12 protein-coding genes and 2 pseudogenes are annotated in these 15,466 nt (G+C 63.2%); 2 read left to right on the forward strand and 12 right to left on the reverse strand.

What is annotated here, in order from left to right; genetic code table 11:
• Positions 1-105: 105 nt before the first annotated feature.
• Positions 106-1,203, forward strand: coding sequence for a porin (locus ACOJB8_RS13215; RefSeq protein ID WP_475012829.1), 1,098 nt, complete (start codon positions 106-108; stop codon positions 1,201-1,203).
• 284 nt (positions 1,204-1,487) lie between these two features.
• Here the strand turns inward: ACOJB8_RS13215 and ACOJB8_RS13220 are convergent, their stop codons facing one another.
• The 12 genes and pseudogenes from ACOJB8_RS13220 to ACOJB8_RS13275 all read right to left on the reverse strand — a co-directional run.
• The gene (locus ACOJB8_RS13220; RefSeq protein WP_475012830.1) at positions 1,488-1,727 is read right to left on the reverse strand and encodes a hypothetical protein; all 240 of its coding nucleotides are present in this window, start codon (positions 1,725-1,727) and stop codon (positions 1,488-1,490) included.
• Positions 1,697-1,870, reverse strand: coding sequence for a hypothetical protein (locus tag ACOJB8_RS13225; protein WP_475012832.1), 174 nt, complete (start codon positions 1,868-1,870; stop codon positions 1,697-1,699). Before ACOJB8_RS13225 ends, ACOJB8_RS13220 begins: the two co-directional genes overlap by 31 nt.
• Positions 1,867-2,016, reverse strand: a complete 150-nt coding sequence (locus tag ACOJB8_RS13230) for a hypothetical protein (protein WP_475012833.1) — start codon at positions 2,014-2,016, stop codon at positions 1,867-1,869. The genes ACOJB8_RS13225 and ACOJB8_RS13230 overlap by 4 nt, the downstream gene beginning before the upstream one ends.
• 139 nt (positions 2,017-2,155) lie before the next feature.
• A complete protein-coding gene (locus ACOJB8_RS13235) occupies positions 2,156-3,523 on the reverse strand; it encodes a DUF1254 domain-containing protein (protein ID WP_342946142.1) in 1,368 nt (455 codons plus the stop codon).
• A gap of 62 nt (positions 3,524-3,585) precedes the next feature.
• Positions 3,586-4,890, reverse strand: a complete 1,305-nt coding sequence (locus ACOJB8_RS13240; protein WP_342946141.1) for a DUF1254 domain-containing protein — start codon at positions 4,888-4,890, stop codon at positions 3,586-3,588.
• Positions 4,891-4,957: 67 nt separating this feature from the next.
• Positions 4,958-7,072, reverse strand: a complete 2,115-nt coding sequence (locus tag ACOJB8_RS13245) for an acetate--CoA ligase family protein (RefSeq protein ID WP_475012836.1) — start codon at positions 7,070-7,072, stop codon at positions 4,958-4,960.
• A 38-nt stretch (positions 7,073-7,110) separates the two neighbouring features.
• Positions 7,111-8,469 (reverse strand): MFS transporter, encoded by a 1,359-nt coding sequence (locus ACOJB8_RS13250; RefSeq protein ID WP_342946139.1) that lies wholly within the window; start codon positions 8,467-8,469, stop codon positions 7,111-7,113.
• A gap of 136 nt (positions 8,470-8,605) precedes the next feature.
• A complete protein-coding gene (locus tag ACOJB8_RS13255) occupies positions 8,606-9,523 on the reverse strand; it encodes a LysR family transcriptional regulator (RefSeq protein ID WP_342946138.1) in 918 nt (305 codons plus the stop codon).
• 241 nt (positions 9,524-9,764) lie between these two features.
• Positions 9,765-10,709, reverse strand: coding sequence for a SphA family protein (locus tag ACOJB8_RS13260; protein WP_342946137.1), 945 nt, complete (start codon positions 10,707-10,709; stop codon positions 9,765-9,767).
• A 56-nt stretch (positions 10,710-10,765) separates the two neighbouring features.
• The gene (locus tag ACOJB8_RS13265; protein ID WP_342946136.1) at positions 10,766-12,193 is read right to left on the reverse strand and encodes a DUF1254 domain-containing protein; all 1,428 of its coding nucleotides are present in this window, start codon (positions 12,191-12,193) and stop codon (positions 10,766-10,768) included.
• Between the two features lie 187 nt (positions 12,194-12,380).
• A complete protein-coding gene (locus ACOJB8_RS13270) occupies positions 12,381-13,853 on the reverse strand; it encodes a DUF1254 domain-containing protein (RefSeq protein ID WP_475012838.1) in 1,473 nt (490 codons plus the stop codon).
• 432 nt (positions 13,854-14,285) lie between these two features.
• Positions 14,286-14,689: pseudogene (locus ACOJB8_RS13275) on the reverse strand (transposase); the annotation flags it as partial.
• Between the two features lie 233 nt (positions 14,690-14,922).
• On the opposite strand from ACOJB8_RS13275, the pseudogene ACOJB8_RS13280 reads away from it, so the two are divergent.
• Positions 14,923-15,273: pseudogene (locus tag ACOJB8_RS13280) on the forward strand (IS6 family transposase); the annotation flags it as partial.
• Positions 15,274-15,466: the final 193 nt, after the last annotated feature.

Consider the following 15,466-nt stretch of genomic DNA (forward strand, 5'->3'; position numbering starts at 1 on the left):
ACTGCGAAACAACCACACCCAGAACCAACCTCAACCCCGACATCTGTATTTAGCCGGGACCCCGACATCTGAAAATGGCTTTGACAGCGCTTTCGCGTGCATGGAGTGTGCGGCATTGCACTGGCGCTTTCCGCCGGTGGCGCAGCGGCAGCCGATTCGAGCGTCACGTTGTACGGCGTCGCCGATACCTATCTGCAGTATCTCGGCAACGGCGGCACCCATACGTTCGCCATGAAGAGCGGCGGCTCCACCGGCTCGCTATTCGGCCTCAAGGGCGTAGAAGACCTTGGCGGCGGTCTGACGGCCCAGTTCACCGTCGAGTCAGGCTTCAACATCAACAACGGCGGCCTTTTCGCGGATACGAGCACATTGTTCTATCGTCAGTCGTGGGTAGGGCTCAAGGACGAGCGCTATGGCACGCTCACATTCGGGCGGCAGTATGACGCGAGCTTCCGCGTTGTTTACCCGACCGATCCGTTCAAGGTCGACGAGGCGCTCTCGCCGTTCGCCGCCTTCGTACTCACACCAGACCGCAACACGCTCTCCACGCAGTACGACAGCGGCCGCCTGAGCAACTCGATCCTCTATCAAACGCCCCGGCTTTACGGCGTGCAGGGCTATGCGATGTACGCCTTTGCCGCCACGGTCACGCAGCCCGTTCCGGCAACCACGGGCAACGCGCTGAATGTCGGACTCAACTACACCGGCGCAGGCCTTTACGCCGGATTGGCATACATGTACCAGCATCCGGGTACGGAAACGATTGCGGCACTCCCCGGCCCGCTCGCGCTACTCGGCACGGAGCATTTCATTGCCGCACTTGCTTACCGTATCGGGCCCGTCAATCTTCAAGCGAACTACTCGTATCAGCGTGCGAACGATCCGGCGCCACACACGCTTGCCGCCGTGGTCGGCACGGCGCATTCGGTGAGCATCGCTGAAGTCGGCGCGACGATTCAGGCCACCTCCGTCGACGAAATCCAGCTCGCCGCGCTCTATCGAAACGTACGCGGCGCGCACGACAACACGCCGGGCTTCCAGATTGGCGCCGATCACTGGATCTCCAAGCGAACGAGCTTCTACGTGCGCGCGGGCTACTTCAAGAACAACGGCAGCGCGACCACGAGTTGGCCCGGCGTTAGCGTGACCGAACCGGGCGCCAAACAGTACATGGCCGCGCTCGGAATGACGCACCGCTTCTAGGTTGCAATGTGAGGACAGTTGTGCGACGCGGGAACCGCTGCCGTCAGGCACCGTTCCCACGCTTTTTCCCGTTTACTCTGCTCACCGCAGTCATATTCAGCCGCGCCCCCCAACCTGTACCTCACGACGGGCGAAGGAGACGTCGTCGCAACGCGCTAGAAGCGCTTCTGCAAGCCGAGGCGTAGTGCAATCTGCTTGTCCGTGGCCGAAGGGCTGAAGCGCGTATTGAATGGCCGCGCCCGCGATTTGCGTGGTGCTCGCCGACACATAGCCGCATCGACCGGTTACGACTGCGGCGTGGTAGCCGAGCCGAACGATCCGAGGTTGTTGACCGTGGCGAGGCCCTTGTTCGGCGTGCTGCCGTAGAGCGAGACATTCGGATCGCGCGCGTTGATGTAGCCCGCCCATTGGCCCGTGGCCGTGAGTGGTTGCACGAAACCCGTATAGGTGTCGTACTGGCGGCCGAAGGTGAGGCTGCCCGCGTTCGCACTCGTTAGGCCCACGAATGCCTGGCGCCCGAACATCGCGCCACCCTGCCCCAGAATGCGTTGTTGACCCGGAATCCGTTTTCCAGCACGGAGAGCGCCTTGAGGCCGTCGCCCAGATCTTCGCTCACACGCACGCCCCAGCGGCTGCCCGCCACGCCGTTCGCGCTGCCGTCGCTCATGGCACGCTTGCGTGCACCGCCGTTTGCGTGTTGCTCGCATAGGTGAGACCGACGTCGATCAGCCCGTACAGCGTGACGCTGCTTTGCGCCTGAGTCGCCGTCCAGGCCAGTGCGAGCGCGCTCAATGCGAGATGCCGGCTTTTCACTCGATGCGCCTCTATTTTATATCGTTATCCTGATTATTATTCGCGGAAATGAGCCGCCGGATCGGCACCGGCGGGCATCGTGAAATCGAATAGCAATGCGGGTTGCGGCTTCCGGAGCGCATACTCCGGGCCCTTGCACTCAGGCGGCCTGGCGCGCGATCGGCGGATAGACAAAGGTGCGCGCGAGGTGGGTCTCGCGCGGCACATACAGTCGCAGCGCGAGATAGAAGCGGTCGTTCGGTGCTGGCAGCCAGTTGCGTCGCAGCGTCGGGTCTGATGGCATGTTCGCCGAAATGGCGATACGCAGACCGCCGTCGGCGTCGTACTCCAGGCCTCGCGTGCGGTCGCCGAGCGAGTAACGGCCGATGGCGTTTTCGGCCAGCATATACGTCGCCTTTTCGTAGGCGGTGAGTGACCAGAACGCGTCGACGGCCGGCAGGTTGCTCGGTGCGAAGTGCAGGACATAGGAGGCGTTGCCGTCGAGCGTAGCGCCATTTGCGTCGGTATCGGCGGTGATGTACATCGCTTCCTCGATACCGAGCGCGCCGATATAGCAGAGCGCAACCTGGGCACGCTCGCGGTAGTTTTCGCCGAAGGTTGCGCGCACATCGACTGGCAGCGCCCAACCTCCGCCCAGCGCGAGCGGCGGCTCGCCGGCAAGTTCGTGCGTAGCGTGAGCGAGCGCGCGTTCCAGCGCGTCGCGCTGCGCCGGGTCGAGCACGTTGTCCATGCATGGCGCGCCAATGCCGCATGCAGCAAAGCGCGCCACGACCGCTTGCGCCTCGCGCGGCGGCGGGTGGTCGGCCAGCAGCCGGTTGACGACTTGCGCGAAGCGCTCCGCGTTGCCGAGCATTTCGGTGGGCTGAACGCCGGCGTCGATCAGCTTGGGGATCTGTGCCGCGCTGCCCGGCGCGGGCTCGACCGTCAACTGATCCTGCAGGTGTACGCCCGCTGCGAGATCGGCTTCCCCGTCCACGAGAATGCGGCCGATGAGCCATACCGTATCGGTCGGACAAGCCATTGCGCGCATGCCCGCGGGTACCTCGCCGTGCCACTCGGGCCCGTGCAGGAAGAATGCGCCGGCCTCGTTGCCAGTGGTGCGGGTGCCGATATAGCCGAACGGGTTCGTGTAGAGGTCGAGCAGGCCGAGCACGTAGTACCGCGTGTTCATGGCAGGCACCCGGATCACGAGCGGGCCGTCGCTCAGGTCGAACCATGCGCTCGAATAGAGCGTGTCGTTGTTGGGCGTGACCACGCGACGGTGTTGCGGGCCGAGCAGCACGCGCGTATGGAACCATTCGTTGGCCCAGCGCTTGAGCGTTTCGGGCGAATCACCCGCGTAGCGCCCAGCATGGTCGACTCGCGGACAGGTGGCCGAGCGCATGCGCGCCATTTCGTAGAGCGGCAACGCGAACTGCACGGCTTCGACGGCGAGGTCGTAGTCGGCGTTCTCGGTGCCGGTGGCCGAATTGGCCGGCGTTTCAGGCGATTCGATGGAAGACGTCATGGATTGTACGGTTGGATCGGGTTGAGGGTCGCGCTGCGTGACGAGTGGGGGCGCGGCGCGGTTCAGGCGGCGACGGCGCGCACCGGCGGAATCACATAGCGTCCTTCGAGGAACGACGCCTGCGGATGGTAGAAGCGCAGAATCAGATAGAAGCTGCCGGCTGGCGCAGGCAGCCAGTTCGTTTGCGAGGCCGGCGCCTCATGCTGGATCTCGATGCGCAGGCCCCCGTGCTCGTCGTATTGCAGGCCGTGCGTGCGGTCGCCAATGGCGTAGCGGCGGACGGGGTTGTCGGCGAAATAACGGTCCGCTCCATAGAGCGAGAGCGACCAGAGCGCATGCACCGGCGGCAACTGGCCAGGCGGGAAATAAAGCTCGTAGCGGCGGCCACCGTCGAGGTTCTCACCCGCTTCGTCGAAGTCGGCTGTGGCGTAGACAGCTTCGTCGGCCGCGAGCGCGCCCAGTCCCTTCATGGCGATGCATGCGCGCAGCAGATGCCGGTGGCCGTAGCGGCCAAGGCCGAGGCTGTAGGTCCAGCTACGCCGGGTGCGGCTTGCCGTGAAGGCGACAATGAGGCGCTGCGCGTCGGCGTAAGCCTCGCGCAGGCCCTGCTGCACGGACTCGGGCAGCGCAGCCATGCTGCGCTCGCCCGGCGCGCGAATGCCCACGCGTTCGAGCGCGCTCACGAGCGCGGCTTCGTCATTGCACGGCGGCAGGTCCGCGAATGACTGAAAGACGTTCTGGAAGAAGTCGAGCGCGGCGTCGCCGCTGTCGTGCCATTGCCCCACGCAAACCGGGCCCGCACCGCGCGTGCCGTCGAGACGGAAGGCGCTGGCGGCCTGCTGCGCCTGCGCGAGATCGTCGTCGCCTTTCACGAGCACTCGGCCAAGCATCCACACGAGCTTCGTGGGGCATGCCACGGGCTTACCGTCGCTCGTTGGATGTTGCTCCGGCGTGTGCAGTACGAAGCGGCCGCCACGCGTGCCGGCGTTGCGCGGGCTGAGGTTCACGAAGTTGTTCGTGAAGGCGTCGAGCAGTTCGACCACGTAGTAGCGGTCGTCGTCCACTGCGGGAATGTCGAGCACCACCGGCCCGCCGGAAAGGTCGATCCAGGCGTTCAGGTAGAGAAAGTCGTTGGCCGGCGTGACGATATCGCGGTCTTCGTGCGTCCAGCGGTGCGTGCTCGCATGAATCGTATTGAAGGGCCGGCGCAGCGGGCTCGTGGAGTGCGGCAGCGTATGCAGCGCACAGGTGCGCACGACTTCCACGACAGGATAACGCGCAATGGCCAGCGGACCGGCGCACATGCGGACCAGGGTGACAACCGGGTCCTCACGCAGCTGGTTTGCCTCTGGTTCTACGACTGACATTGTTTGGTTGTACATAGTAATACTCACTGTAACGGATTGCGACAGGCTGAATGCGGAAGCGACGTTACTATGCGTCGCGTTCGAGCGTAATAACGGCGTCGGCGGCGATGAGCCCTTGCGGCGTCACGATGAACGGATTGATTTCGAGCGTTTCCAGCCGGTCGCCGATCGCCGCGCCCACGCGGGTCAGCGCCATCAGCGTGGCGGCGGCTTCGTCGAGCGAGAGGACCGGGTTGCCACGGTGTCCGCGAAAGAGCGCGGCCACGCCGCTCGCTTCGAGCATGGCCAGCGCCCGTTCGCGAGTGAGCGGCGCGAGGCCGAAGGCCACCTTGCGGCACAACTCGACGCCGGTGCCGCCAAGGCCCGTCATCGCGACAGGGCCGAACACCGGATCGCGCTTCACGCCCACGATCATCTCGCCCCACCCCTTTACCATCCGTGCGATCACCACGCCTTCGAATCCGCCCGGCAAGTCTGCCTGCGCGGCAGCGCTTGCGATGGCGTCGAAGCCCTGGCGCACGGCCGCTGCATCGCGCAGGTCGAGCCGCACGCCGCCAATATCGCTCTTGTGCAGCACGTGGCGCGAGCGCAGCTTGAGCGCGACCGGAAAGCCCACTTCCTGTGCCGCGTCGACAGCCTCGCTCGCGCAGCGCGCCACGCGATGCCGCGCGACAGGCACGCCAGCTCGGACAAGCAGTGCCATCGCTTCGGCTTCGTCGAGAGCGGCGGCATCGGGCGGCACGCTCGCGGGAAAGACCACGCGTGCGCTCTCGCCATCAATCGTTGTTGCATCGAGCGAGGCATTCGTCTCGCGCGCACGCAACAGCGCCGCCACCGATTCCATTGCGTGCACCGGCTCGCGGAAGACGAGCACGCCACGCGCTTCGAGCCAATGCCGATTGACATCGTCGACGAGACCCGAGAGCACGAGTGGCACGTTTGCGCCGCTGGTTGCGACACGCTCGACGGCCTGCTCGATCGCGGCCCACGCGGCCGGCGCATTGCCGCCGCCGGCGACGAATGCCACCACGCTGCCATAGGCGCCGCAAGTGACGGCGTCGACGAGCGTGTCGGCCAGCACGCCGGCCTGCGCGACGATCTGGCCCGTCACGTCGACAGGGTTGGCCGTGGAGGCAAACGCAATGCGCTCGCGCAGGCGTGCGCTGCATGCTTCGGGCAGCGGCGGCAGTTCGAGTCCGAGCGCTTCGGCGCGGTCGGCCATCATGATGCCAACGCCGCCCGAAACGGTAACGATGGCCGTGGCGGCCGACTGCGGCCGGCACCCTTTCGAAAGCGCATAGCCGAGGCGAAAGAAGCCGTCGAGCGTATCGGCGCGAAACACCCCGTATTCATCGAACACGGCCTGATACACGGCATCCTCGCCCGTGAGACTCGCTGTGTGCGACTGCGCGGCCCTTGCGCCTGTAGCCGTGGTGCCCACCTTGGTGATGACCACGGGCTTGCCGGCGGCGCGCGCGGCGGCAAGCGCCTGGCGCAGCCTGGGGCCGTCCGTGCAGCCCTCCAGATACGCGAGGATGACCGTCGTATCAGGATCGTTGGCGAGCCAGGCAATGGCGTCCGCGACCTGCACGCCGGCTTCGTTGCCGGTCGTGATCCAGTGGCTCAAGCCGAGCCCTGTTTCGCGGGCGAGCGCGAACGCATAAGCGCCGAACGCGCCGCTCTGGCTCACCAGCGCCACGTCGCCCACGGGCGGCGCACCGGCTAGTGCCACGGGCGAGAACGTCGCGTAGACGCGTTCGCGCAGGTTCATCAAGCCGAGGCAATTGGGGCCGAGCAGCGTGACACCGCCCTGCGCGGCCATGCGCGCGAGATTGCGCTGCACCGCGCGCCCGTCCTCGCCCATCTCCGCAAAGCCCGCCGTGAACAGCACGGCGGAGCGCGCCCGATTGCGCACGAGCTGCGCGATCACGTCGGGTGTGGCGTGCGCGGGCACGGCCACGATCGCGAGATCGACGGGCTCGGGCACAGCGTCGAGCGTGGCATGGGCAGTCATTCCCTGTACCTGGGCAGCCTTTCCGTTGATCGCATAGATGCGGCCCGCATAGCCATGTTCGCGCAGCAGTCGCAGCGGCATGCCGCCGACTTTGGCGGCATCGGCGGAAGCGCCGATTATGGCAATCGAGGCAGGACGCAGCAGTGGCGTGAGATCGATATTCCGCATGGACGTTAGCATTCCTTTTTATGCGATGATCGGGCAGCTCACTGCTCGCCCCGTGCGAGCGGAGGGACAAGACAAGCATCCTGCGCTACGAGCGCACGCGCCGCGAAGCGGCGGCGGTCGGAGGCCGGATCGATCAGGATGGCCGCGATAATGCCGGCCACAACCGAGAACACGCCGGCCAGCATCATGCCGGTGCGATACCCGTCGAGCTGGACTGCGGCATGGTCGATCACCTGGCCCATCACGGCGGGCGTGATGAGTCCGGCGAGCGTCGTGATGCAGATGTTGATGCCTAGCACTCCGCCGCGCTGCGCCGGCGGCACGATCTCGCCGGCGAGAGTCACGCCCGTTACGAACGTGAACGAAGCGAGCGAGAACGCGATCGTCACCGCGAACACGAGCAGTAGCCCGGCCGGGAGCAGCGGCATGAGGGCGAGCGCCACGCCAGATACCACCACGGCCGCCGCGCCCAGCGTGCCGCGCGCATGGCGGCTCGACACGCCGCGCGCCATCAGGCGCTGCGACCACCAGCTGAGCAGCGGCGAAGCCACCATCTGGCCGAATGCGGGCAGCACAACGATCCAGCCGACCTGCGTGAGCGAATAACCTGCCACGCGCACAAGATAGCTCGGCAGCCAGATCGTCGACATTGTGAGGATCACATAGGCGGCGAAGCCGCTGAGATCGCTGCCAATACAGGTTCGCGCGAGCAGCAACGCGGCGAGCGGAATGCGTTGCGGCAACTCAGGCACCGGTGAATGCACGCGCAGGGAATCGGCAGGGTTCGCGGGCCGCCCCCCCTGCGCGGCGTGTGAATCGAGTGCCCCCTCCTTGCCGATCCACAACCAGGCTATGCTCCAGACCACGCCAACCACGGCCAGCATGGCGAACGCAGCGTGCCAGCCGAAATGGACGATCACGGCAGTGATAACCGGCGCAATGAGGCCGGCGCCGAAGGATGCGCCGATCGTAAGTACTGCCGATGGAACCGTGCGCTCGTGGTCGGGAAACCACTTGTAGAGCGCATGCACGGCCACTGGATACGCGGGTCCCTCGCTCGCACCCAGAAGCACACGCGAGACAATCAGCGTAAGCGGCGTTGCGAATACGAGCAGCGGCACCTGCGAAAGCGACCACGTGAGCGCCATCGCCAGCAGCAGCCAGCGCGCCTTCACGCGGTTAGCGAGCAGACCGACGAGCAGCGCGGAAATCGAGAAGAACGTGAAGAAGCTCGCCGCGATGCGTCCGAATTGTGTGTGCGTGAGCCCGAGCTCGCGCATGATCGGTTCGGCGGCGAGACCGATCAGGGCCTTATCCGCAAAGTTGATGGCGAGGAAGAAAAACAGGCCGACGACGATTACCCATCGCTGACGCCTGTAACGTGTCTCTGATGTCATTGTGTCTCCATTTGCGGCTATTCCTTTGCGCGCCGGCGTGAAGCGGTCGCCCAAAATTGCCGTTTCGGGAGATTGAACGACGAAGAGACAAATAATACAACTGCATAATTTGCATTGTATCGATGCGATCAGTGCATTAATTGTCGTGCGGGTAGTGCGCTGCCGCAACCTCCTGAACAACGCGAATGGCCTGTTCCGCTGCGGGCGAAAGCGTGCGTCCGGCCAGATGGATGATGCAGAACTGGAGCCAGAGCGGCTTGCGCGAGGGCAGCGAGAGCGGCACGAGGTCCGCCATGCGCGACGCATTCGGGAACGCATGCGTGGTGAGCAACAACAGTGCGTCGGTCTTGCGCGCGTACTCCTGCAGCACATTCACATCGTTGCAGACGAGATGGAAGTCCAGTTCGTTGCCAGGCGCATAGCGCAGCCATTTGCGCAGCCCATCGCGCATTGCGTCGGGCAGCGGCACGGAGATAACCGGAAATGCCTGCAGCTGGTGGGTCTCCACAGTGGCCAGGCGCGCGAGCGGGTGGCCTTCACGTACGTACCAGCCCGCGCGATGCCTGGGCAGCGGGATTACATTGACCTCGCTGACGGTCGGCGCGCCGCGAATATCCACGATCAGAAAATCGAGTTCCTCGCTGTAGAGCGATTCGAGCGAATTTTTCCAGTTGTCGATGCGCGCGTCGATACGCATCTGCGGATGCTGCTGCGCGAGGTTGTCGAGCACCGCGGGCAGCAGCATGGCCGCCGGATACGGGCCTGCCCCGAAGCTCACCGAGCCGATACTGTGGTCGCGCAGCAAGTCCACGTCGCGCACCAGACAGCGCGCCTCGAACAGCACTTTCTTCGCTCGGCGCACCACGGTTTCGCCCGCGGACGTGATCTGCACGTCCCGGGTGGTGCGGTCGAAGAGCGCCATGCCGAGCTCTTCCTCGATGGACTGGATGCTACGGCTGAGAGCGGGTTGGCTTAGGTGCACGCGCTGTGCGGCGCGGGCGAAACTGCCCTCTTCCGCGAGGGCGACCACATGTTCGAGTTGGCGTAGGTTCATGGCGGACGCGACAGGCTAATCGGTCGGCGCAGGCAAGCCCTGCGCCGCGAAACAGCATAGCCTGGACGGGCACCGCACGGCACGTGTCTTCTGTCGCGGCTCTCTACAGTGTGAAAATACCCACGATCGGCCGTTGCTCCTTCGAGAACGGACGGCGATTCGCGTCTACGCACCAGACCGTTCGGCTGCACATCTGCACTCAAAACCGGACGGCATGTTACCTACGCCGCCACCGGCGGTCTCACTGAAAAGTCGCGTTGACAGTCAATTGGACAGCATTGCCCTTCGGGCGATTGCTCACGTTGAACTCGTTTACCCAACGCAGCGTCGCGGCAACCGGCGTCCTGTCGATCTTGCCAGTCCACGTCACCATCGGCCCGATGCCCACTGCGTGCCCCTGCGCGCCGCCAGTCAGTTGTGCGATTCCGCCCGTATCGTTGCCCACCTGCTGGATGTAACCGCCGATGATGCCGACACCCCAGCCGCCCGCAAAACGCTTGAGTGCCAGGACATCCAGCACGCTGACCGGTGCGTTGTGATATTGCGTGGCACCGTTGCGCGTATAGAACTCCAGTCCGTAGTTGAGCGAGAACTCGATGTTCGCCGCCGGGAAGAGGTGCGTGTATGCGATGGTCGGCGTGAACGTCCAGGTGTTCTGGCCGGCGTTGGCGAGGCGGTCAGGGCTGTAGGCACCCGTGGGCGCGTAGATTTGAACGCTCAGCGCAACGTGATCGAGTTTCGTCAGGTGGTAGCCGGCCACCACAGGCGAAAAGAACACGTCGGCAAACTGCGTACCGTGGTCGTTCGGCAAAAGACCATGGAACGAGGAAACGTCCGTATATTGCACGGGCACGCCGAACGACGTCGCGAAGTTCCAGCCGCCCGCGGTGATGCCCCATGTTTTCACCGCGTTGATCAGCGTGTATGAGATCGTGTAGTCGAGCCCCGCCGTCACCTTCCCCGCGATCGGCAGCGTTTTGCTCGCGCTCACTGAGCCCTCGTAGTAGATCGTGTTGAGCGAGACGATCCAGTCCGAGGTAGGCGGAACGATACCGGCATAGGGTGCGATCTGCATGCCGGTGATCGGGCGGCCGATACCGCCTTCAGTCGCGCCGGCATGAAACGAAGCGCCCAGCGCGCCGAAGCACGTCAGTGCGGCCAGTAGGCTTGTCGATGTTCTACGCACTTTGATCGTTGTTGCCCTGTTCGAATCCAACGTGATCGTGTAATGGCTTCCCGCGGCTAGGTGTTTGCCTGCGCAATGTCGGGCAAGCGCCAGCTACGGTCGAACCACGGCTGCAGCGGCCCGTACAGGCGGAAGATCGTGAACCACGACTTGCCAGGAATCGTCTGCACCCAGTTCGATTCGTGGCCCACCGGCGCACTCGGACCAAAAAACAGATCGACGGAACCGTCGGCGTTCTTTTGCAGACTCTGCTTTTCGCTCGACAGGCTCGGAAACCGCTGGTCGGTCTGCAGCATCGAGCGCGTCTGCGTGTCGTAGATCACCACCGACCAGAAGTCCTCCACGGGCACATTGGGCGGCACGCGCAGCACGTAGTGCTTCGCGCCGTCGAACGGCTTGCCGGCCGCGTCGACGTTCGCCGCCGCGTATTGCGAGCCGATGCCGGGCATGGCCACCGCCATCGCGGGGGTGTCGATGGTTGCGGCGTAGAAAAACATCGTGCGTGCGTCAAAATTGCGCGCGCCCTGGTTCAGCCATTCGTAACTGCCGCCGATGAACGGCGTTGTCCAGTGCCCGTCTGGATAAATCAGTGTGGCAGGATTGCGGTTCGCGAAGTCAATCGTGCGGGCGGTGGCATTGCCCACTGCAACGGCATCGGTCAGGATGGCCTTCGTGTGTGCGTCGGGCGCAAACGGCTTGCCCTTCACCATGCCGATCGAGGCAAACAGTCCCGTCATGTCGGGTCCATAGGCACCGGCCGGCTCTTCCTGAACGATCTGGTTGATCTCATCGTAGAACTCGATGTTGTTCGCATGGACCGTGTTCATGGTCTTGCCCGACAGGTCGATGAACCGCGTGGCGGGCGGATTCGCGGCCTGCGCGAGCGGATAAACACGCAACCCTGCCTTCAGGCTCGCCGCGCCTGGTTTCGGGTCGCCGTTCCTCATGAACGCGCGCCCGAACAGCAGGTTGCCGAAGGTCGGCGACTTCACGATGTAGTAGCCGCTCGACGGCAGCTTGCCCGTATAGTCCGGCGGCACGAACAGATACTTGCCGCCTTGCCCCTTGTCCGGGCCTGCGTTGCCCATGTCGGTGACGTAGCGGAACCAGAAATCATCGACCACGCCGAGGATGTTGGGCGGTGTTTCGACCACCATCGGGCCGTGTTTCAGGTCCATCCAGTTCCAGAAGTAGACAGTCTCCGAGTTCGGTGTCAGAAAGATCGATTTCGAATCCATCAACGACGCGAATACGCCGATAGTACTGCCGGTCGCGCCCGCGTCGCGCAACGCCTGGCGGATTGCCACCATCGACGCGCCTGGTATGCCGTTCAGGAACGCTTCGACGCCACGCATGAACACGAGGTTGTCGTACACCTTCTCGGCGGTTTTCGACGTGGGTACGCCGTCGAAGTACTCGAGCTTGCCGATACGCGTGTCGACCGTGGCTTGCGTGATGATCTGCTCAGGGATCGGAGTCGTCATCGTGTAGCTTGCCGGCGGTGCTGCGCTCGTGCATGCGGCAAGCGTGGCCGCGATGATGGACAGGGAAAACGAACGTGTCATTGCAGGAAGCATTGGATCTCCAGTTACGACAAACTACCTGGCGACGCGCTACGCGCTGCCACGAGAGATATCAGTCACGAAGGTAGAACCCCGTCGCCCGGCTTGTTCATTTCGCTGGCACGAAGTCGCCGGGCTTCCAGCTCTTGTCAAACGCGGCGGCCTCCGGACCATAGATCCGGATATAGGCGAACCAGCCTCTTCCTGGCACAGTCTTGATCCAGTGGTCCTCGTGCCCCTTCGGCGCGGCCGGGCCGAAGTACAGTGTTACTGGCTTGCTCTGATCCACGTCCTTCAGCTCGAACAGCGAGCGCAACGCGGCATTGTCCTGGTCGGTCTGAACCTGCGAGCGCGTAGCGGCGTCGTAAGCGGTTACGGACCAGAAGAGCTTGTCCGGCACAGGCTGCGGAATTACCAGCGTGTAGTTCTTGCCACCATCGAGATACGCGCCTTGAGCGTCTCGAGCGCCAAGCCAGTAGAGCGAGCCCGCCCCTGGGTCGCGCCGGAACATGGCGGGCGAGGTAACAATGGCCTGGGCAAACCAACGATCGCGAGCGTCGAGGTCGATCCCGCCAGGCGTTTCGAACTGGGCACTGCCCGGCACGAGCCCCACCCACTCCCACTGCCGGTCGGGCCAGGCTTTCCGGTCAGGGCGGTCGCTGTCGAATGCGGATACCAGCATCTGGCTGCGTCCCTTGCCCGCGGCATTTACAAGCACGGCCTTCAGCTTGTCGTCGGGATTGAATGGCTTACCCTTCTCGATGCCGAGTTGGGCGAGCAGTCCATACATGGGCAGGAAGGCAGGATTCTGCGGCTCTTCCTGAATGATCTTGTCGAGGACTTCCCAAAACTGAATATTGTCTTCCCAGCGAAGCGACGAACTGTCCATCGCGCGTTTCGTGGTGTCCACGGCCTCGAGCGCCGGGCTGCTGGCGCCGCCTTCGGACCAGCGCCGGATCTTGACGGCGCGCAGCGCATCCATTGCCTTCGGAATATCTCCGCCGACCGGCAATGCGCGAACAGCAAGTAGATTCTTCAGCGTCGGAGAACGGGCAACGTAGTAACCGTCGGGTACCGTGCCCTTCCATCCCGGCGGCAGGATCAGGTGCTTGCCGCCTTTGCCCGCGTCAGGACCAGGAAGGCCGAGGTCCTTGACCCAGCCCTGGTTGTGGTCGTTGACAAGACCAATGTACGGTCCAGGCGGCAAGTCGATCTCGATCGGCCCCTGTGACAAGTCCAGCACCGCTGAGCCGTACGGGGTATCCGAGTTCAGTGTGAAGCCCACTTGCCTTGGGCCCGCGGCCGCGATCCCCCACTCCTTGCCATCCTGAATGCCAGCCGTACGAGTGCCGTTAAATATGCCTTCCACCGATACCGTTGGATACCAGAAGCGATAGGTGACCACTGCCGTTTGCAGCACTTCGTCGGCACGCGTGCGCTCCGACGTTTGCGGCGTGGGATAGCCACGGTCGAAGTCGTATCCCATGTTGTCTTTCGCGTGGGCCGCCGTGCCGGCACAGGCGAGAAGCAGTGCAGCAATCAAGCGTCGATGCATAAAGGCTCCTGTAGGAAGGAAAAGCAATTACGCTGCGGTGCGCTGCAGATCATGCGGTTTTCAGCGTAGGCATTTCTTTATTCTTTGTTCCAGGCGGTTCTTCATGTCACAGGAAAACCCAGACTGCAAGATATGGAGGACGCGGACGGCCGTATTCGGTGCGACCGGATTCGTAGACATGCATCACGCATGTCGCTCGCGCTTTCGCTCGTAAGCCACTGCCGGGTAGCTTTTCAGGCCAATAGAAACTCGGTGGCAATTGTTTGCCCTCTCGGCTTCGTCCACCGATGATTTCCCCCTTTTCTCATAGCCCATTTTCGATGCTTTACTACTTTTAGATTGCCGACCATGCGGAATTTAGCTTTGACGCATCAAAAGAATATCAAGCATCTATAATTTTTGCATCAGTCATTGACTCAATAGTTGTCCCTGAACAATTCGTTTCTCGTGCCGTCGGCGTCACGCGGGGAAGTCGGCGGCAATGAAACAGTTGAACAAGGCAGCGAGAATTAAGGCACAAAGAAGCCGCAGGTTCCTGATCATGCGCAGGTTGTGACCTGCGCCGCACAGCACGGCGTGCATCGCATCGCCGAGCGCCCCCTTTAGCCGGTTCCGGTCGAGCTTCCCATCGGTCTTCATGTGGCCGATAGCTGGCTCGATCGCGCTGCGCCGTCTGATCATTGCGCGTAGTCCGCGTGTGATACCCGGTGGTAGATCTTCACGCCGTCGATGGCGACAACCTTGTAGCCGCGGTCGACGAAGGCGACTTCTGGCGTGGCGTCGCACAGGATTGCCGCCTTCTCCAGTGCTTCAGCCAGCATGTACCAATCATACGGATTGCCAGGCATCGAACGCACGCCAACGAACTAGCTATCGTAGAACTGTCGGTGGGATCGGGCTGGCCATTTCATTATGTCCGCTCTTGTTGAAGAACGAATGGAAGCGCTGGTACGTCGCCAACCTTTGATGGTCCGCGGCGTTTCACTGAAGACTCGCGACTTGCTGAACGATCTCCATCCGCCTTGGCAATCTATCTGGATCTGTCGCAATAAGGAGATCTGCTATGCCGACGGGCCCTGAATGCGTGGCGTGATCGATGAACCGGGAGCTGAGTCCCGCGGTAGCAAAAGTTCTCAAACAGTTGCATTATCCGCTGGACGTGACGTTACTCAGCGTTCGGTGGTACGTGGCATATCCGCTGAGCCTGCGTCATTTCGAACAGATGATGGCCGAGCGCGGGATTGTGATCGATCACTCGACGATTCATCGTTGGGCGCTCAAACTCTTGCCGGTCCTGGAGAAGGCGTTTCGACGGTGCAAACGGGCGGTCGGCAAGAGCTGGAGGATGGACGAGACCTACATTCGAATCAGGGGTGAGTGGCAGTATCTTTACCGGGCTGTCGATAAGGCTGGCAACACCGTCGATTTTCTGCTGCGAGCCCGACGGGGTCAGATGAACGACGGCCGTAAGGCACTCACTCCCGCGCAGCAATTCTATTCTCTCTCTGCATAAGCAATCCTCTGTATTTCAGCACTCTCGCCGGCCATCTTCCTTATTGCGACAGAACCCGATCAGCTTCTGCTGCCGTGGACTGGTCGGCCCATCAGCAAGCTGGCCTGGCTGCGGCAATCACCGGGGG

It is taken from the genome of Paraburkholderia sp. BR10141 (genome assembly GCF_056155635.1).